The organism is Halomonas sp. M4R1S46 (genome assembly GCF_025725685.1).
Classification (GTDB): Bacteria; Pseudomonadota; Gammaproteobacteria; order Pseudomonadales; family Halomonadaceae; genus Halomonas.
The window spans coordinates 2,816,152-2,832,666 of sequence record NZ_CP107008.1 but is presented as its reverse complement, the minus strand read 5'-3'; the positions used below and the strand labels follow the sequence as shown (position 1 = coordinate 2,832,666).

The following is a 16,515-nucleotide window of genomic DNA, read 5'->3' as shown; positions in this document are numbered from 1 at the left end:
CGGGCCGGGCCAGGCACCCGGGTAATCGGGGACAGACCTTATTGGCCTCCCCACTGACAGGACCGCTAAAGGACAGCGAGCGAATGTCGCCTTACAGCGTCTCCTCCAGGAGCATGGCCAGGCGCTTGTGATGCCGCGCGTCGGCGGTCGCGTCGTAGGAGGGAGCGTCCTTCGCCGTGAAGCCGTGGGCCGCGCCCTTGTAGAGCTCCGTGGTGAAGTGCACGCCGGCGTCGGCCAGCGCCTCGTCCAGGCGGGCGATCTGCTCGGGGGGCAGCAGCTCGTCCTTGTCGGCGTGGCCGAGATAGACGCGCCCCTCGATGCTGCCGACCCCGTGCACGGGACTGTTCGGGTCGTCGGCGTCCGCCAGCCGAGCCGAGTGAAACCCGGCCGCGGCGGCCACGCGGCCGGGGTATTCGGCCGCCATGCGCAGCGCGAAGGCCCCGGTCATGCAATAGCCGACCACGCCCAGCTTGCCGTCCGCAAACTCGGCCTCGCTATCGAGGCAATTCAGGAGGGCGGCAAAGTCGCGGGCCTGCGCCTCGGGTGTCAGGTGGGCGGCATACTCGAGCAGTGTCGGTCGCACGTCCGGATCGCGGAAGGACTTGCCCTCCGGCACGACGGCACCGGTCGCATCGCGGTAGTAGACGTTGGGCATCAACACGGCGTAGCCGTTGTCCGCGATCCGCTGTGCCTTCTCGTGATAGCAGGGGCGCAGGCCGCCGATATCGGTGAACAGCACCACGGCCGGAAGCGGGCCGGCGGCGTTCCCGGGCGTGAAGACATGGGCGTCGATGGTGCCGTCGGCGGCGGGGATGTCGATAGCGCGAGACATGAAGGGGCTCCGGGGTGTCGAGGGCGGATGCAAGGTCGTCAGGGACGACTGTAACCGGGGGCCGGCGCTGTTGACGAGGTCGTTACTTCCCCGCCCCGATGGTCAGCCGCAAGGCCTGCAGGCCGTCGAGCTCGAGGCGCACCTCCTCCGAGAAGAGCGGATGGCCATGCAGGCGCAGGTCGACGGTGGCCGAGGCGCCCTGGTAGTTGACGTCGGCGGAGATCGTCGCCTCCGTGCCCAGGGGAGCCAGCAAGCCGTAGTCGACGCCCTCCACCTCCAGGGCAGTGAGGCCGACGTCGGCGAGCGCCTGCTCGACGTCGTCCTTGACGGTCAGGCCATAGCTGACATAGAGCCCGCCATAGGCCAGGCCGGCGATCACGATGAGGGACAAGAGGCGGCCCATGGCGGTCTCCTTGGTGAAGAATAGTGGCGGCGTTTATACCACAGAACGGCTGGCGCGCGGCATCCAGCCGCCCTCGCGGATCACGGTGTAGCCCGCCACGTCGAGGTTGTAGAGATACAGCCAGGCCGGGCCGAAGGCGGTGGGGTGGACGACGCGGTCGTAGGTGCCGCTCGTCGGGCGGCGGACCCGATAGTCCTCCAGCCGGTCGAGGCCGGCGAGCAGCGCCGCATCGACGCGGAAGACCTCGATCTCGACGCCTCGCGAGGGCTCGAGCCGGGCGCCAGGGTAGGGGCCGAGGTCGTAGAGGGTGGCGGTGGTCAGGCGGTCGGCGCCCACGAAGTCGGCACCGTCCAGCCAGTGGTGGTTGCGCAGGCCGCGCTTCAGGGTGCCATAGACGGCGACCAGGGGCGTGCGGTCGATGGCGATGGCGGGGCTAGGCATGGGGGCTGTCCTCTCCGCGAGTGGGCGGACGCCAGTTTAACAAAGCTCGCCGTTCGGGGCTGATCCGGCGACAGCTCTACGAGGAGGCACTGTGAACCCATCCCTGGGCGCTACCGACGCCCTGCGGCGCTCTCGCATCCTGCTCCGCTTGCAGGGCCGGTGCTGGCCATCCATGGCCAGCCCGTTCGGAGCAATCCTCCTCACCCATGGCGTAGGACCTCCTCTACAACCTGTCCCCGGCGCCCCTCACTCGTTCAGGGGGAGCGCCGAGGGCTCAGTCCATCGCCGAGTCGCGGCCCAGGTTCTCCGGGCCGAAGGAGTCCGGCAGCAGCTCGTCTATGGTGTAGCGCCGGAGCAGCCGGCCCTCGGCGTCGACCACGCGGATTCGTGTCTCTGCGCTCGCGAACTCGCGGATGCGCTGGCGGCAGTCGCCGCAGGGCGTGCACAGGTGCTGGCCGGGCCCGATCACGTAGACCTCGCGCAGCTCGCGCTCGCCGGCGCTGGCCATGGCGGCGATGGCCGAGGCCTCGGCGCAGAGCCCCTTGTAGTGGGCGACCTCGACGTTGGCGCCGGCGTAGCGGGTGCCGCTCTCGCTGACCACCAGGGCACCCACCGGGTGGTTCGAGTAGGGCGCATAGGCGCGGTCGCGTACTTGGATCAGCGCCTCGACGATGCTCGCCTCGATCTCGCCGCTCATGCGCCGGCCTCCCGGGCCGCATCGTCGCGCAGCACGCCGTCCAGGGCGATGGTCATCATCTCGTCGAAGGTGGTGGCGCGCGCCTCGCTGGACAGCGAGTCGCCCTTGACGATGTGGTCGGAGACCGTGCAGATGGTGGCGGCCCGGGCGCCGAACTCGGCGGCCACCCCAAAGAGGCCGGCGGCCTCCATCTCCACGCCGACGATGCCGTAGCGGCGCAGGGTCTCGATCAGTGCGGGGTCCGGGTTGTAGAACAGGTCCGCCGAGAAGAGGTTGCCCACCTTCACTGCGACGCCCTGGGCCGCGGCGGCATCCACCGCATGGCGGGTGAGAGCGAAGTCGGCGATGGCGGCGAAGTCGTGGCCGAGGAAGCGGGTGCGGTTGACGCCGGAATCGGTGCTCGCGCCCAGGCCGATCACCACGTCGCGCACCGCCACGTCGTCGCGGACCGCGCCGCAGGAGCCGACCCGGATCAGCCGCTTGACGTCGTAGTCGGTGATCAGCTCCTTGGCATAGATCGACACCGAGGGGATGCCCATGCCATGGCCCATCACCGAGATATCGCGGCCCTGGTAGGTGCCGGTGTAGCCGTACATATTGCGCACTTCGTTGATGCAGCGGGCATCCTCGAGGAAGGTCTCGGCGATGTACTTGGCGCGGATCGGGTCGCCGGGCATCAGCACGGTGTCGGCGAAGTCGCCGCGCTCGGCCTGGATATGGGGAGTCGCCATCGTGTCAGTTCTCCCTGTCGTCGTGGGGAAGGTTGTCGTCGGGCAGGAAGCTCTCGCCGTCGTCCATGGGCGGCAGGCCGAAGTGCTCGGCCAGGCTCTGGCCGATGTCGGCGAAGCTGGCGCGCGCGCCGAGCGAGCCGGCGGCGAGGCCCGCGCCCACGGCGAGCACCGGTACGTGCTCGCGGGTGTGATCGGTGCCGGTCCAGGTGGGATCGCAGCCGTGGTCGGCGGTGAGCACCAACAGGTCATCGTCCTCGAGCCGTTCCAGCAGCTCGGGGAGGCGGGCGTCGAAGGCCTCCAGGGCGGCGGCATAGCCGGCCACGTCGCGGCGGTGACCGTAGACCATGTCGAAGTCGACGAAGTTGGTCATGATCAGGGTGCGCTCCCCGGCCGCCTCGAACGCCGCCAGGGTGGCGTCGAACAGGGCGTCGTGGCCGCTGGCCTTGATGGTCTGCGAGATGCCGCAGTGGGCGTAGATGTCGGCGATCTTGCCGATCGCCACCACCTGGCCGCCATCGTCATGCAGGCGCTGCAGCACCGTGGGGGCGGGCGGCTCGACGCCGTAGTCGCGGCGCGCGGCGGTGCGGATGAAGCTCGCGGCGTCGTCGCCGGTGAAGGGGCGGGCGATCACCCGGCCGATGTTGTAGGGCTCGAGCAGGCGCCGGGCGATCTCGCAGACCTGGTAGAGCCGGGCCAGCCCGAAGGCCTCCTCGTGGGCGGCGATCTGGAACACCGAGTCCGCCGAGGTGTAGACGATGGGCTTGCCGGTGCGCCGGTGCTCCTCGCCGAGGCGGGCGATGATCTCGGTGCCGGAGGCATGGCAGTCGCCCAGCACCCCGGGCAGCTCGGCCTCGCGGATCAGCGCCTCGAGAAGCTCGGTCGGGAAGCTGTGCTCGCGCTCCATGAAGTAGCCCCACTCGAAGCGCACCGGCACCCCGGCGAGTTCCCAGTGCCCGGAGGGGGTGTCCTTGCCCGAGGAGATCTCGCGGGCATGGCCGTAGGCGCCGTCGACGGTCGTCGGCGGTGTGATCCCCTCGGCCCAGTCGCCGGTGCTTTCCCGGTGGGCGTGGAAGAGGCCCAGCCGGCCCAGGTTCGGGAGCTGCAGCGGGCCCTGGCGGGTGGTGCCGGCGGCGGGACCAGGGCCGTGTTCTGGGCCCTGAACGAGATCTGCCTCGCCCCGGGCGCAGGCCTCGGCGATGTGGCCCAGGGTATCCGCCCCGGTGTCGCCGAAGGCCGCGGCATCGGGGGTGGCGCCGATGCCGAAGGAATCGAGGACGAGCACGAGGGCGCGGGTCATGGGACCTCCCGACGGATGATGTCCTGTACCAGTGTAGGCGCGCCGGCCGACGTCTCGCCGAGCTCGAGGGCGGCGAGGAACTGACGCTCGGCGCGCACGGCGGCGTCCTCGCTGCGGGCATGCACGACGGCCAGCGGCTGGCCGGCCGCCACCCGCTCGCCCAGCGCGGCGATGCCGCTCAGGCCCACGGCCGGGTCGATGGTGTCCTGGGCCGCGCGGCGGCCGCCGCCCAGCTCCACCACCGCCATGCCCAGCGCGCGGGCATCCAGGCCCTGCAGATAGCCGGCGCGCTCGGCGCGGATTTCGCGCACCACCGGCGCGGCGGGCAGGTGGCGGTCGGCGGCCTCGAGCAGGTCACTGGGACCGCCGAGGCCGGCCACCATGCGCGCGAAGCGCTCGGCGGCCGCGCCCGAGGCCAGCCGCTCGTCGAGGCGGGCCAGGGCGGCGGTACGGTCGGCGGCCAGGCCGCCGGCCAGCAGCATCTCCGCGGCGAGCGCCCGGGTCACCTCCAGCAGGCGGCCGTCGCGGCACTCGCCGGTCAGCACCGCTAGGGCCTCGCGGACCTCCAGGGCATTGCCGGCGCAGGGGGCCAGCGGCTGGCTCATGTCGGTGAGCAGCGCCGTGGTCGGGGTGCCGGCCTGGCTGGCCACCTCGGCGATGGTTTCCGCCAGCTCCCTGGAAGCCTCCGCCGTGGGCATGAAGGCGCCGCTGCCGACCTTGACGTCCATGACCAGGGCATCGAGGCCGCAGGCGAGCTTCTTGCCGAGGATCGAGGAGACGATCAGCGGCAGCGACTCCACGGTGGCGGTGACGTCGCGCACCGCGTAGAGGCGCTTGTCCGCCGGGGCCAGGCTGCCGGTCTGGCCGATGATCGCCACGCCGACGTCCCTGACCAGGCGCCGGAAGGTGGCGGTGTCCGGGGTGACCGAGTAGCCGGGGATCGCCTCGAGCTTGTCCAGGGTGCCGCCGGTGTGGCCCAGGCCGCGGCCGGAGATCATCGGGACATGGCCGCCGCAGGCGGCGATCCAGGGGCCGAGCACCAGCGAGACGAGATCGCCCACGCCGCCGGTGGAATGCTTGTCGAGCACCGGGCCGGGCAGGTCGAGCCCCGACCAGTCCAGCACCGCGCCGGAGTCGCGGACGGCCTCGGTCAGCGCCACGGTCTCGGCGGCGTCCATGCCCTTGAGATAGATGGCCATGGCCAGGGCGCCGACCTGGGCATCGCCCAGGCCGCCGTCACCGATGCCGGCGACCAGCTCGCGGATCGTCGCGGCATCCAGGGACTGGCCGTCGCGCTTGGCGCGGATGGCCTCCTGGGGCAGCATCAGTAGCCCGCCTCGGGGGCGGCGACGCCTCCCGCCAGGCCGAGGGTGACGAGCAGGTCGTCGAGCAGGCCCGAGGCGCCGAAGCGGAAGTGGGCCGGGGTGATCCAGGCCGCCCCCATCAGGCGCTCGGCCAGGGCCAGGTAGGCGTCGGCGTCCTCGGCGGTGCGCACCCCGCCGGCGGCCTTGAAGCCCACGTCGCGGTCGCTTGCGCGGATCACCTCGAGCAGGACCTCGGCGGCCTCCAGGGTGGCGTTCACCGCCACCTTGCCGGTGGAGGTCTTGAGGAAGTCGGCGCCGCCGGCGACCGCGAGCTCCGCGGCCCGGCGGATCCGCGCCGGGTCCTCGAGTTCGCCGGTCTCGAGGATCACCTTGAGGGTCTTGTCGCCGCAGGCCGCCTTGCACATCTCGACCAGCTCCTGGCCCACGGCCTCGTCGCCCGCCAGCAGGGCGCGATAGGGGAAGACCACGTCGACCTCGTCGGCCCCGGAGGCCACGGCCTCGCGGGTCTCCCGGGCGGCGCCCATGACGTCGTCGTTGCCGTGGGGGAAGTTGGTGACCGTGGCGATCTGCACCGTGTCGTTGAGCCGGTGGGCGGTCAGGGCCCGACGGGCCGGGACGATGAAGTTGGGGTAGACGCAGACCGCCGCCGGCGTCCCCGCCGGGGTCTTGGCCCGCTGGCACAGCGCCTCGATGGTGGCATCGGTGTCGTCGTCGTTGAGGCTGGTGAGGTCCATCAGCGAGAGGGCCTGGCGGGCAGTGCGTTGCAGATCGGTCATGGGATCGTCCTGTAAAGGGGAATGGAGGTGCCGCGGCGCTGGCCGCGGCGGGTGCCGGTCTCCTCAGGCGCCCAGCGCGAGGAAGAAACCGGCCAGGGTGGCGGACATCAGGTTGGACAGGGTACCGGCCAACACGGCCTTGATGCCAAACCGGGCGATCTCGTGACGGCGGCTGGGGGCGATGCTGCCCAGGCCCCCGAGCAGGATGGCGATGGACGACAGGTTGGCGAAGCCGCACAGGGCGAACGACAGGATCGCCGTGGTGTGGGCCGACATCACCTCGCCGGTGGCGGCGACCACCCGCTCGCCGTCGATGTAGGGGGCCAGGTTGATATAGGCGACGAACTCGTTGACCACCAGCTTCTGGCCGATGAAGGAGCCGGCCAGCGTCGCCTCCTCCCAGGGCACGCCGAGCAGGAAGGCCAGCGGCGAGAACAGCCAGCCGAGTATCAGCTCCAGGCTCAGCGACTCCACGCCGAGCCAGCCGCCGACGCCGCCGAGCATGCCGTTGATCAGGGCGATCAGGCCGATGAAGGCCAGCAGCATGGCGCCGACGTTGGCGGCCAGGGCGAGCCCCGAGGAGGCCCCGGCGGCCGCGGCGTCCAGCACGTTGCTGGGATGGTGTTCCTCGGCATCGAGGCGTTCCTCCGCCTCGACCATGTCGTCGTTCGGCGTCTGGGTCTCGGGCATCAGCAGCTTGGCGAACAAGAGCCCGCCGGGGGCGGCCATGAAGGAGGCGGCCACCAGGTACTCCATGGGGATGCCCAGCGCCGCATAGCCGGCCAGCACCGAGCCGGCCACCGAGGCCAGGCCGCCGCACATCACCGCGAACAGCTGCGAGGGCGTCATGCGGGCGATGAAGGGCCGCACCACCAGCGGCGCCTCGGTCTGGCCGACGAAGATGTTGGCGGTGGCCGAGAGCGACTCGGTGCGCGAGGTGCCGAGCGCCTTCTGCAGGGCGCCGCCGAGGAGGCGAATCACCCACTGCATGAGGCCGAGGTAGTAGAGCACGGCGGTCAGCGACGAGAAGAAGATGATCACCGGCAGCACCTTGATGGCGAACACGAAGCCCACCGACTCGACGTTGGCCAGGCCGCCGAACAGGAAGTCGATGCCGTCGTTGGCATAGAGCACCACCTGGCTGACCGCGTCGGACACGGTCTCCAGCACCGTCTGGCCCACGGGCACGTAGAGCACGAAGGCGCCGAGGCCGGCCTGGATGGCGAAGGCGCCGCCCACGGTGCGCAGGCGGATCGCCCGGCGATTGGAGGAGAAGATCAGGGCGATGACGATCAACGTCGCCATCCCGACGAGGCTCATGAGCAGGGTCATGGTGAGATCCTTGTTGTTGGCGGCATGGGCACGGTCTCATGACCGGCGATGGCTCACGGGAAGTGGTACGTCACAGGAAGTTGACCTTCAGGGTGTAGATCATCGCATTCTGGTAGTCGTCGGCGGTACCCAGCTTGTTGTGCGAGTAGCGATACTGCACGCCGGTGGTGATGGCGTCGGTCGGGTGCCACCACAGGGCCGCCGCGCCGTTGGTGCCGACGCCTCCGGCCGGGCCGTTGACGTAGTTCCGGCGCAGGTGATCGTCGTCGCGGGCGAAGGTCTGCTCGTGCCAGTTGGTCAGGCTGAAGCGCTCGTCGAAGGCCTCGAAGTCGTAGCCCAGCACCCAGCCGGCCATGTAGCCGTTCTCGCCGTCGTAGCCGCCGTCGCCGCTCTCGACCCAGGCCTTGCCGAGGAAGGGCTTGATCCACAGGCCGCCCGGGAAGGTGTGGCGATAGCCCAGCCCGGCGATGCGGTCCTGCTCCTCGCTGTTGAAGCCATAGTCGCGGAAGTCGTAGACGTGGAAGTAAAGCGAGAAGGGCGTCTCGCCGAGATAGAGATGCGAGGTGACCTTGGCGGCGCTACGCCGGTTGTCGCGGGTGTCGTCCTCGAGGGTGTCGTTGTGGGGGTTCTCGGTATCGTAGAAACCGTAGAACTCGCCCCAGTCGAAGCCCACACCGCCCTCGAGCTCGAGGTAGAAGAAGTCGCCCTTGGCGGCGTTGCTGGCGGTGCGCCGCTCGGTGCCGTCGGACCAGTCGAGGTAGTTGATCGAGGCGTTGGCGAACGACCAGATCGGCGTCAGGGCGTCGGCCTGGGCGATGGGCGCGATGCCGGCCAGCAGGGCGGTACCGGCGATGGTCAGGGGCTGGCGGCGTGCAGGGTAAGACATGGGGTCCTCGCGTTGTCGTTGTGCTTGAGGGGGTATCGGGGGTGGCCGGGCGGGCGACCGGCCGTGAAGGGACGTCAGCCGACCAGACGCAGCAGCTCGTCGTAGGCCCGGTCGAAGGCCGCCAGGCCCTCGCGCTGCAGGCGCTCGCCGATGTCGTCCAGGTCGATGCCCTGGGCGTCCAGCTCGGCGAGTTGCTCGCGGGCCGTCGCGAGGCCGGCGGTCAGCGTCTCGGCCGCCTCGCCGTGGTCGGCGAAGGCCGCCAGGGTGGCGTCGGGCACGGTGTTGACGGTGTCGGGGCCGATCAGCTCTGCCACGTAGAGGACGTCGGAATAGGCCGGGTTCTTGGTGCCGGTGCTGGCCCACAGGCAGCGCTGGGGGCGGGCGCCGGCCGCCCGCAGTGCGGCGAAGGCCTCGCCGGCGAAGGTCGCCTGCCAGCGGGCGTAGGCGGCCTTGGCCGAGGCCACGGCGATGCGGCCGCGCAGGTGGGCGGCGGCCTCCGGTAGCTGGGCGTCGACCAGGGTGTCGACCCGACTGAGGAAGAAACTCGCCACGGCGCGGATGTGGTCGACCGGCTTTCCGGTGGCGTGCCGGGCGGCCAGGCCGTCGCGATAGGCGGCGAAGACCGCGTCGAGGTGGCGCGGCGAGAACATCAGCGTGACGTTGACGTTGAGGCCCGCGGCGATGGCGTCGCGGATGGCCGGCAGGCAGGCCCGGGTGGCCGGGATCTTGATCATGGCGTTGGGCCGGTCGATGGCGGCCCACAGGCGCTCGGCGGCGGCCAGGGTGGCGGCCGCGTCCTGGGCCAGGCGCGGCGAGACCTCGAAGCTGACATAGCCCGCCTCGCCGCCGGAGGCCTCGAAGCGCGGGCGCAGCAGGTCGCAGGCCGCGCGGATGTCGGGCAGCACCAGCGCCTCGAAGCGGCGCTCGAGGTCGGGTTCCTGGTCGCGCAGCCGCGCCAGGTCGTCGCGGTAGAGCGGATCCTCGGCGATGGCCTTGTGGAAGATCGCCGGGTTCGAGGTGACGCCGGCGATGGCGTCCTCCTCGACCCAGCGCTCGAGGCGACCGCTCTCCAGCAGGCGGCGCGACAGGTTGTCCAGCCAGACCTGCTGGCCGAACTCGGCGATGCGACTCAGACGACTCATGGGGAAACCTCCTGGGTGGCGGGGCGGGGGGCCAGCAGCCGGCGGGCCCGTTCGGTCACGGCCTCGGCGGTGAGGCCGAAGTGGCGGTAGAGCGCGTCGGCCGGGCCCGACTCGCCGAAGGTGTCGAGCCCCACGACATCGCCGTCGAGGCCCACGTACTTGCGCCAGTAGTCGCTGACCCCGGCCTCGACCGCCAGGCGCGGCACGCCGGGTGGCAGCACGGCGTCGCGGTAGTCGCGGTCCTGGCGGTCGAAGGCGAAGGTCGAGGGCAGCGACACCACCCGGGCCTCGAGGCCCTCATCGGCGAGTCGCGCTCGAGCCTCGACGGCCAGTTCGACCTCGGAGCCGGTGGCGATCAGCACGATGTCCAGGGGGCCGCTCTCCCGGGCGAGCACGTAGCCGCCGCGACGGATCTCGGCCAGCCGTCGGGCATCGCGGGGCTGGGCGGGCAGCGCCTGGCGGCTGAGGATCAGGCTGGTGGGGGTGGCGCTATGCTCGAGGGCGGCCTGCCAGGCCACCCGGGTCTCCACGGCGTCGCAGGGGCGCCAGACGTCCATGTTGGGCATCAGGCGCAGGGTGGCGGTCTGCTCCACCGGCTGGTGGGTGGGGCCGTCCTCGCCGAGGCCGATGGAGTCGTGGGTGAAGACGAAGATCGGGTTGATCTTCATCAGCGCGGCCATGCGCAGGGCGTTGCGGGCGTATTCGGAGAACATCAGGAAGGTGCCGCCGAAGGGCCGCAGGCCGCCGTGTAGGCACAGGCCGTTCATGACGGCGGCCATGCCGAACTCGCGCACGCCGTAGTGCACATAGTTGCCGCCGCCGTCGCGGGTGACCGCGCGGGCCTGGTCCCAGAGCGTCAGGTTGGAGCCCGCCAGGTCGGCCGAGCCGCCGACGAGTTCCGGCAGCCCCTCGGCGAAGGCCTGGATGGCCTGCTGGCTGGCCTGGCGGGTGGCGAGTGTCTCCGCCCGTTCGGCCACGGCCTCGAGGCATTGTCGGGCCCGGGCCGCGAAGTCCTCGGGTAGCCTGCCGGCGAGGCGGCGTTCGAAGTCCGCGGCGGCTTCGGGATGGGCTTCGGCGTAGCGGGCGAACAGTGCCCGCCAGGCGGCCTCGTCGCGCCCGCCGCGCTCTCGGGCGCTCCACGCCTCGGCCACGTCGTCGGGAATCGCGAAGGGCGCGTGCGGCCAGCCCAGGGCCTCGCGGGCGGCGCGGATCTCGGCGTCGCCCAGCGGCGCGCCGTGGCTGGCGTGGCTGCCCTGCTTGGTGGGGGCGCCCTTGCCGATCAGCGTCCGGCAGGCGATCAGGGTGGGGCGGTCGTCGGCCCTGGCTCGGGCGATGGCGGCGTCGACGGCCGCCACGTCGTGGCCGTCGACGGCGGGGATCACCTGCCAGCCGTAGGCCGCGAAGCGTCCCGCGGTGTCGTCGGTGAACCAGCCCGCGACCTCGCCGTCGATGGAGATGCCGTTGTCGTCGTAGAGCACGATCAGCTTGCCGAGGCCCAGGGTACCGGCCAGGGAGGCGACCTCGTGGCTGATGCCCTCCATCAGGCAACCGTCGCCGACGAAGGCGTAGGTGTGGTGGTCGACGATCGGGAAGCCATCACGGTTGAACGCCTCGGCCAGCAGCTTCTCGGCGAGCGCCAGGCCCACCGCATTGGCCAGCCCCTGGCCCAGCGGGCCGGTGGTGGTCTCGACGCCGGGGGTATAGCCGAGCTCGGGATGGCCCGGGGTGCGGCTGTGCAGCCGCCGGAAGGCGGCGAGGTCGTCGCGCGAGAGGTCGTAGCCGGTCAGGTGCAGCAGGGCGTAGAGCAGCATCGAGCCGTGGCCGTTGCTGAGCACGAAGCGGTCGCGGTTCGCCCAGTCGGGATTGGCCGGGTTGTGGCGCAGGTGGCGGTGCCAGAGGGCGACGGCGATCTCGGCCATGCCCATGGGCATGCCGGGGTGGCCGGAGCCGGCCCGCTGCACGGCGTCCATGGACAGGGCGCGCAGGGCGTTGGCGAGGGTAGGGGTATCGGGCGTTGTCATTGTCGGTGTCCAGCTTGTGAAGGGCAGTGGTCGATCGTGGGCTGTGGAGGCGGGCCTTTTCCGGCGACAAGCCCCGAGGTGTCGGACCATCGCGAGGGCGCTGTGAACCCGTCCCTGGGCGCTACCGCCGCCCTGCGGCGCTCTTGCTTCCTGCGCCGCTTGCAGGGCCTGGGTTGGCCATCCATGGCCAACCCGTTCGGCGGTAGGAACATCCACTGGATGTTCCTCTCCTTCCGCCTCACCCCTGGCAAAGGACCCTCGCTTCGCCTTGTCCCCGGCGACCCGCTGAAAAGCGTGTGGCGAGAGCGCTCATTCCCGCTGTGGCCGGTCGGGGGAGATAAAGGTATCCATGAACAGCGTCATCAGGCGCGGGCCGTCGACGTCCACGCAGACCCGCTGCGAGGGCCGGCCGTCCCAGTCATTGGGCGGGAAGTCCCGGTCATCGGGGCGCTGGATGGTCTGGCCCATGGCCAGGCCGTCGCGCACGGCGCGCACCGGGCCGCGGCGCGTCTCGAACAGGCTCGGGTCGAGGACATAGGCCACGGCGCTGGAGTCGTGGATATAGCAGCCGTCGATGGCCTCGCGCTCGGAATAGAAGCCCACGTAGTGGCGCGAGATCCGCCACATGAAGTCGCCGTCCTCGCCGCCCTGCTCGCGCAGGCGGTGGAAGTCGGCGTTGCGCATCAGCACCCGATGGGTGACGTCCAGGCCGACCACCGTGACCGGCCAGGCGGCGGTGAAGACCAGGTCGGCGGCGTGGGGGTCGCCGTGGATGTTGGCCTCGGCGACCGGGGTGATGTTGCCACCCTGGCCGCCGATGGCGAAGGCGCCGCCCATCACCACCACTTCCTTGACCAGGCCGGCGATCGCCGGGTCCTCCTTGAGCGCCAGGGCCAGGTTGGTCAGCGGGCCGACGGCGATCAGCGTCACCTCGCCCGGGTGGCGTCGCATCGTCTCGATGATCAGTCGATAGGCCGGGCGCGGGTCCGGCCGGCGGGTCGGCGCGAAGGACAGGCCGACATTGCCCAGGCCGTCGTCGCCGTGGACGACGGTCGGCGGCGCGGACTTGGCCATCGCCAGGGGTTCCGTGGCGCCGCGGGCGACGGGTACCTCGAGGCCGAAGCGCTCGGCCAGGTAGAGGGCGTTGCGGGTGGTGGTGTCGGTGCGGGCATTGCCGTGCACCGTGGTGATGCCCTGCAGGTCGAGGCCTGGATGGCGGTGCAGGAACAGCAGCGCCATGGCGTCGTCGATGCCCGGGTCGGTGTCGAAGAGCACCTTGGTGGGGGACTGGGTGGCCATCGTCATTCTCCTGTGGGGCGTCAGTGGGGGGCGAGCTCGTCGCGGTGAGGGATCGACGCCTGGGCGCCGGCGCGGGTCACGGCGAGGGCGGCGGCGGCCTGGCCCTCGCGGACTGCCGCCGCCACGGCCTCTCCACGCAGCAGCGCCGTGGCGAAGCCGCCGACGAAGGTGTCGCCGGCTCCGGTGGTGTCGACGGCCGCCACTCGCGGGGCCGGGTGGTGGTGCAGGCCATCCTCGTCGGCCGCGACCACGCCGTGGGCGCCCAGGGTCACGAGGATCCGGCGGCAGCCCGACCGGCGCAGGCGGCGGATCGCCTGGACGGCCTCGTCGGGATGGCCGACGGGGTGGCCGGAGAGGGCGGCGGCCTCGCTCTCGTTGACCACCAGCCAGTCGACCAGCGCCAGGACGTCCTGCGGCAGGGTCATGGCCGGGGCGGCGTTGAGCAGCGTGGTGGTGCCGTGCCTACGGGCGCGGGCCAGCGCCTCGCGTACCGCCGCCAGCGGCACTTCCAGCTGGCAGACCAGCAGCCGGGCATGGGCCAGCAGGGCGTCGGCGCCGGCCACGTCCGCCGCGGACAGTTCGCCGTTGCTGCCGGGGATGATCACGATGCTGTTCTGGCTGGTGTCGTCGACCTGGATCATGGCCACGCCGGTCTCGGTGTCGGCGCTGGTCTGCACACCGCGGCAGCGGATGCCCTCGCGATCGAGGTTGGCCAGCAGCGCCCGGCCGTAGGCGTCGTCGCCGATGCGGCCGACCATCGCGGTGCTCGCACCGAGGCGCGCCAGGGCCACGGCCTGGTTGGCGCCCTTGCCGCCGGGGGTGGCCGAGAAGTGGCGCCCGCGCAGGGTCTCGCCGGGGTGAGGGGCGCGCGGCGTGCGGACCACGAGGTCCATGTTGAGGCTGCCGACGACGACCGCGTCGGCATGGGAAGCCGAGGTGGCGTCCCGGGGGGGAGTGATGGGGGCGGTGGTCACTGCAGTCACCCTGTGGGGTTGATGGACGGTCGGCCAGGGCGTCGCGGGGCCCAGGGATCGATGGGTTGCGCTCACCCTAGCGCAGAGAAAAACGTTTGCGCAAACGTTTTTCTCTGCGCCGCTCGGGGTATCATGGTGCCGATCCCGGCATGGTTCATGGCGAGGCGGCGGTGAGCCCGACCGAGGCGGAGAGCGCTGCTACTCGATGAATCAATACGTTATGCTGGGTGTGGCGAGGGCCGGCACGGCGACGCCGTGGCGCGGGCCGGGGCTGGCGATCCGGGCGGCAGACAGGAGAGACGATGAGCGGCAGGCGAGCGACGGGTGCGTGGGGCGGGAGTGGCCGCTTCCGATGGTGACGATTACCGATGTGGCCAGGGAGGCGGGGGTGTCCGTCTCGACCGTGTCCCATGTGGTCAACGGCACGCGCTTCGTCAAGGCGGCGACCCGCGAACGGGTCATGGCGGCGATCGAGCGGCTCGATTACACCCCCAGCACCTCGGCGCAGTCGCTGAAGAAGAACGTGACGCACACCATCGGGATGATCGTCACCAGCTCCACCAACCCCTATTTCGCCGAGATCGTTGCCCGGCTCGAGGCCGAGCTCTACGCGGCCGGCTTCAACCTGATCCTGTGCAACTCCGGGCGCGACATCGACAAGCAGCGCAGTTACATCCGCACGCTGAAGGGGCGGCGCATCGATGGGCTGCTGGTGCTGGAGTCGGTGCTCTCCGAGGCCTACCTGGAACTGCTGGCGTCCTGCAGCTTCCCGGTGGTGATGCTGGATTCGGACACGCCCGACCTGACCAGCGTCAGCGATGATTCCGAACTCGGCGGCTACCTGGCGACGTCCCACCTGATCGCGCAGGGCCACCGGGCGATCGGCTGTATCGCCGGACCCGAGCGGCATCACCAGTCGATGCGGCGTTTTCGCGGCTTTCGGCGTGCTCTGGCCGAGGCGGGCCTGCTCCTCGAGCCCGACTGGGTGCATGCCGGCAACATGGATATCGACAGCGGGGAGGCGGCGGTGCGTCGACTGTGCGGCGGGACACATCGCCCCACGGCGCTGTTCGCCTTCAACGACTTCTCGGCGCTGGGGGCAATCAGCCAGGCGACCCGACAGGGGCTGCAGGTGCCCGGGGATCTCTCGGTGATCGGCTACGACGACATCGAGATCGCGCGCCTTTTCACCCCCGCCTTGACCACCGTGCGTCAACAGGCGGGGGCCCTGTGCCGGGAAGCCAGCCGCCTGTTGACGGCGGCCATCGCCGACAAGGCGACGAGCGTCGAGCACCTCAAGATTGCACCGGAGCTGGTAGTGCGCGATTCCGTGCGGACGCTGTCGGCGAGCCAATAACCGCTCAGTTGCCGTCGCCGCAAGCGCCCGCCGGCACCTCTTCCGGGCATGCCGGCGCTCCCGCGGGCCGACAATCCTGTCGCGGGTCGAGGCCTGGACCGGCGAGGCTTGCTATGCTGACAAGCGACAGGCCGGAAACGGCCGCCGCTACCGCCTAACGCATTCCCATGCTCTGGAGGTCTCACCATGCATGCCGCCGACGTCATGACGCCCAATGTGATCACGGTGTCCCCCGACAGTGAAGTCAGCGAGATCGCCAGCCTGCTGCTGGAGCATGGCATCAGCGCCGTGCCGGTGGTCGACAAGGACGACCGGGTGCTCGGCATCGTCAGCGAGGGCGACCTGATTCGCCGCATCGAGAGCGATGAAGCGGACAAGGCGCAGGGCTCCTGGTGGCTGCGGCTATTCTCCACAGGGGACAAGGACGCCGATTATGTGCGCACCCACGGGCGTCTGGCCGGCGAGATCATGACCCCGTCACCGGTCACCGTGGAGGAAGACGAGCCGCTGTATCGCATCGCGGCGCTGCTGGAGAAGCGGGGCATCAAGCGAGTGCCGGTGGTCCGCGACGGTCGCCTGGTGGGGATCGTCAGTCGTGCCAACCTGCTGCGCGGCTTCTCGGTCGCGTCGCCGGGCGACGCGCCGCTGGCCGATGACCGGGCGATTCGCGAGGCCATCCTCAAGGAAGTCGATGCCCATACCGGGGTGATCGTCGATCGCCTCAATGTCATCGTCTCCGACGGCCACGTCCAGCTATGGGGCCTGGTGGAAAGCAAGGAGCAGCGCTGGGCGGTCCAGGTCGCCGCCGAGAACACCCAGGGCGTGAAGGCCGTGGAGAACAACCTGGGTTTCATGCCCAAGGGCATGGGCGCCGCCTAGCCCGAGCCGACGTCATCCGCCCGCCGTACCGACCGCCGCCCCCGCGAGAGGGCGGTGCGACACCCTGCGTCAAATCGTCCCTTCCGTTTCGCCCTCACTGTTTGCACAATTCCGGCCTCGCGG

16 protein-coding genes are annotated in these 16,515 nt (G+C 70.9%); 2 read left to right on the top strand and 14 right to left on the bottom strand.

What is annotated here, in order from left to right; translation table 11 throughout:
* Nucleotides 1-91: 91 nt before the first annotated feature.
* The 14 genes from OCT48_RS13275 to rbsK form a co-directional block, all read right to left on the bottom strand.
* Nucleotides 92-832 (bottom strand): dienelactone hydrolase family protein, encoded by a 741-nt coding sequence (locus OCT48_RS13275; protein WP_263589608.1) that lies wholly within the window; start codon nt 830-832, stop codon nt 92-94.
* 82 nt (nt 833-914) lie between these two features.
* Nucleotides 915-1,235, bottom strand: a complete 321-nt coding sequence (locus tag OCT48_RS13270; protein ID WP_263589607.1) for a hypothetical protein — start codon at nt 1,233-1,235, stop codon at nt 915-917.
* A 33-nt stretch (nt 1,236-1,268) separates the two neighbouring features.
* Complete coding sequence (locus OCT48_RS13265) at nt 1,269-1,676, bottom strand: gamma-glutamylcyclotransferase (RefSeq protein ID WP_263589606.1); 408 nt, start codon at nt 1,674-1,676, stop codon at nt 1,269-1,271.
* A 274-nt stretch (nt 1,677-1,950) separates the two neighbouring features.
* Entirely contained in the window at nt 1,951-2,373 is a 423-nt protein-coding gene (gene cdd, locus OCT48_RS13260; RefSeq protein WP_263589605.1) for a cytidine deaminase, read from the bottom strand.
* Nucleotides 2,370-3,104 (bottom strand): purine-nucleoside phosphorylase, encoded by a 735-nt coding sequence (gene deoD, locus OCT48_RS13255; RefSeq protein ID WP_263589604.1) that lies wholly within the window; start codon nt 3,102-3,104, stop codon nt 2,370-2,372. The genes cdd and deoD overlap by 4 nt, the downstream gene beginning before the upstream one ends.
* A gap of 4 nt (nt 3,105-3,108) precedes the next feature.
* Entirely contained in the window at nt 3,109-4,401 is a 1,293-nt protein-coding gene (locus OCT48_RS13250) for a phosphopentomutase (RefSeq protein ID WP_263589603.1), read from the bottom strand.
* Nucleotides 4,398-5,726, bottom strand: coding sequence for a thymidine phosphorylase (gene deoA, locus OCT48_RS13245; RefSeq protein WP_263589602.1), 1,329 nt, complete (start codon nt 5,724-5,726; stop codon nt 4,398-4,400). The genes OCT48_RS13250 and deoA overlap by 4 nt, the downstream gene beginning before the upstream one ends.
* Nucleotides 5,726-6,502, bottom strand: a complete 777-nt coding sequence (gene deoC, locus OCT48_RS13240) for a deoxyribose-phosphate aldolase (protein WP_263589601.1) — start codon at nt 6,500-6,502, stop codon at nt 5,726-5,728. The genes deoA and deoC overlap by 1 nt, the downstream gene beginning before the upstream one ends.
* 63 nt (nt 6,503-6,565) lie before the next feature.
* Nucleotides 6,566-7,834 (bottom strand): NupC/NupG family nucleoside CNT transporter, encoded by a 1,269-nt coding sequence (locus tag OCT48_RS13235; RefSeq protein ID WP_263589600.1) that lies wholly within the window; start codon nt 7,832-7,834, stop codon nt 6,566-6,568.
* A 70-nt stretch (nt 7,835-7,904) separates the two neighbouring features.
* Nucleotides 7,905-8,720: an outer membrane protein OmpK gene (locus OCT48_RS13230; protein WP_263589599.1), complete on the bottom strand. Its 816-nt coding sequence runs from the start codon at nt 8,718-8,720 to the stop codon at nt 7,905-7,907.
* A 74-nt stretch (nt 8,721-8,794) separates the two neighbouring features.
* Nucleotides 8,795-9,862, bottom strand: a complete 1,068-nt coding sequence (gene tal / locus OCT48_RS13225) for a transaldolase (protein WP_263589598.1) — start codon at nt 9,860-9,862, stop codon at nt 8,795-8,797.
* Nucleotides 9,859-11,883 (bottom strand): transketolase, encoded by a 2,025-nt coding sequence (gene tkt / locus OCT48_RS13220; RefSeq protein WP_263589597.1) that lies wholly within the window; start codon nt 11,881-11,883, stop codon nt 9,859-9,861. Before tkt ends, tal begins: the two co-directional genes overlap by 4 nt.
* 309 nt (nt 11,884-12,192) lie before the next feature.
* Nucleotides 12,193-13,182 carry a nucleoside hydrolase gene (locus tag OCT48_RS13215; RefSeq protein WP_263589596.1) on the bottom strand — a complete coding sequence of 330 codons (990 nt, stop codon included), beginning with the start codon at nt 13,180-13,182 and terminating at the stop codon, nt 12,193-12,195.
* Between the two features lie 20 nt (nt 13,183-13,202).
* Entirely contained in the window at nt 13,203-14,156 is a 954-nt protein-coding gene (gene rbsK, locus OCT48_RS13210; RefSeq protein WP_263589595.1) for a ribokinase, read from the bottom strand.
* Nucleotides 14,157-14,508: 352 nt separating this feature from the next.
* Here rbsK and OCT48_RS13205 point away from each other — a divergent pair, with 352 nt between their 5' ends.
* Both OCT48_RS13205 and OCT48_RS13200 read left to right on the top strand, forming a co-directional pair.
* Nucleotides 14,509-15,513: a LacI family DNA-binding transcriptional regulator gene (locus OCT48_RS13205; protein ID WP_263589594.1), complete on the top strand. Its 1,005-nt coding sequence runs from the start codon at nt 14,509-14,511 to the stop codon at nt 15,511-15,513.
* A 186-nt stretch (nt 15,514-15,699) separates the two neighbouring features.
* Nucleotides 15,700-16,392, top strand: coding sequence for a CBS domain-containing protein (locus tag OCT48_RS13200; RefSeq protein ID WP_263589593.1), 693 nt, complete (start codon nt 15,700-15,702; stop codon nt 16,390-16,392).
* The last annotated feature ends 123 nt before the right edge of the window (nt 16,393-16,515 follow it).

What these genes read in the sequence shown, in the direction of transcription:
- OCT48_RS13275 (WP_263589608.1), bottom strand. Translation starts at nt 832, where the DNA reads ATGTCTCGCGCTATCGACATCCCCGCCGCCGACGGCACCATCGACGCC.
- OCT48_RS13270 (WP_263589607.1), bottom strand. Translation starts at nt 1,235, where the DNA reads ATGGGCCGCCTCTTGTCCCTCATCGTGATCGCCGGCCTGGCCTATGGC.
- OCT48_RS13265 (WP_263589606.1), bottom strand. Translation starts at nt 1,676, where the DNA reads ATGCCTAGCCCCGCCATCGCCATCGACCGCACGCCCCTGGTCGCCGTC.
- cdd (WP_263589605.1), bottom strand. Translation starts at nt 2,373, where the DNA reads ATGAGCGGCGAGATCGAGGCGAGCATCGTCGAGGCGCTGATCCAAGTA.
- deoD (WP_263589604.1), bottom strand. Translation starts at nt 3,104, where the DNA reads ATGGCGACTCCCCATATCCAGGCCGAGCGCGGCGACTTCGCCGACACC.
- OCT48_RS13250 (WP_263589603.1), bottom strand. Translation starts at nt 4,401, where the DNA reads ATGACCCGCGCCCTCGTGCTCGTCCTCGATTCCTTCGGCATCGGCGCC.
- deoA (WP_263589602.1), bottom strand. Translation starts at nt 5,726, where the DNA reads ATGCTGCCCCAGGAGGCCATCCGCGCCAAGCGCGACGGCCAGTCCCTG.
- deoC (WP_263589601.1), bottom strand. Translation starts at nt 6,502, where the DNA reads ATGACCGATCTGCAACGCACTGCCCGCCAGGCCCTCTCGCTGATGGAC.
- OCT48_RS13235 (WP_263589600.1), bottom strand. Translation starts at nt 7,834, where the DNA reads ATGACCCTGCTCATGAGCCTCGTCGGGATGGCGACGTTGATCGTCATC.
- OCT48_RS13230 (WP_263589599.1), bottom strand. Translation starts at nt 8,720, where the DNA reads ATGTCTTACCCTGCACGCCGCCAGCCCCTGACCATCGCCGGTACCGCC.
- tal (WP_263589598.1), bottom strand. Translation starts at nt 9,862, where the DNA reads ATGAGTCGTCTGAGTCGCATCGCCGAGTTCGGCCAGCAGGTCTGGCTG.
- tkt (WP_263589597.1), bottom strand. Translation starts at nt 11,883, where the DNA reads ATGACAACGCCCGATACCCCTACCCTCGCCAACGCCCTGCGCGCCCTG.
- OCT48_RS13215 (WP_263589596.1), bottom strand. Translation starts at nt 13,182, where the DNA reads ATGGCCACCCAGTCCCCCACCAAGGTGCTCTTCGACACCGACCCGGGC.
- OCT48_RS13205 (WP_263589594.1), top strand. Translation starts at nt 14,509, where the DNA reads ATGGTGACGATTACCGATGTGGCCAGGGAGGCGGGGGTGTCCGTCTCG.
- OCT48_RS13200 (WP_263589593.1), top strand. Translation starts at nt 15,700, where the DNA reads ATGCATGCCGCCGACGTCATGACGCCCAATGTGATCACGGTGTCCCCC.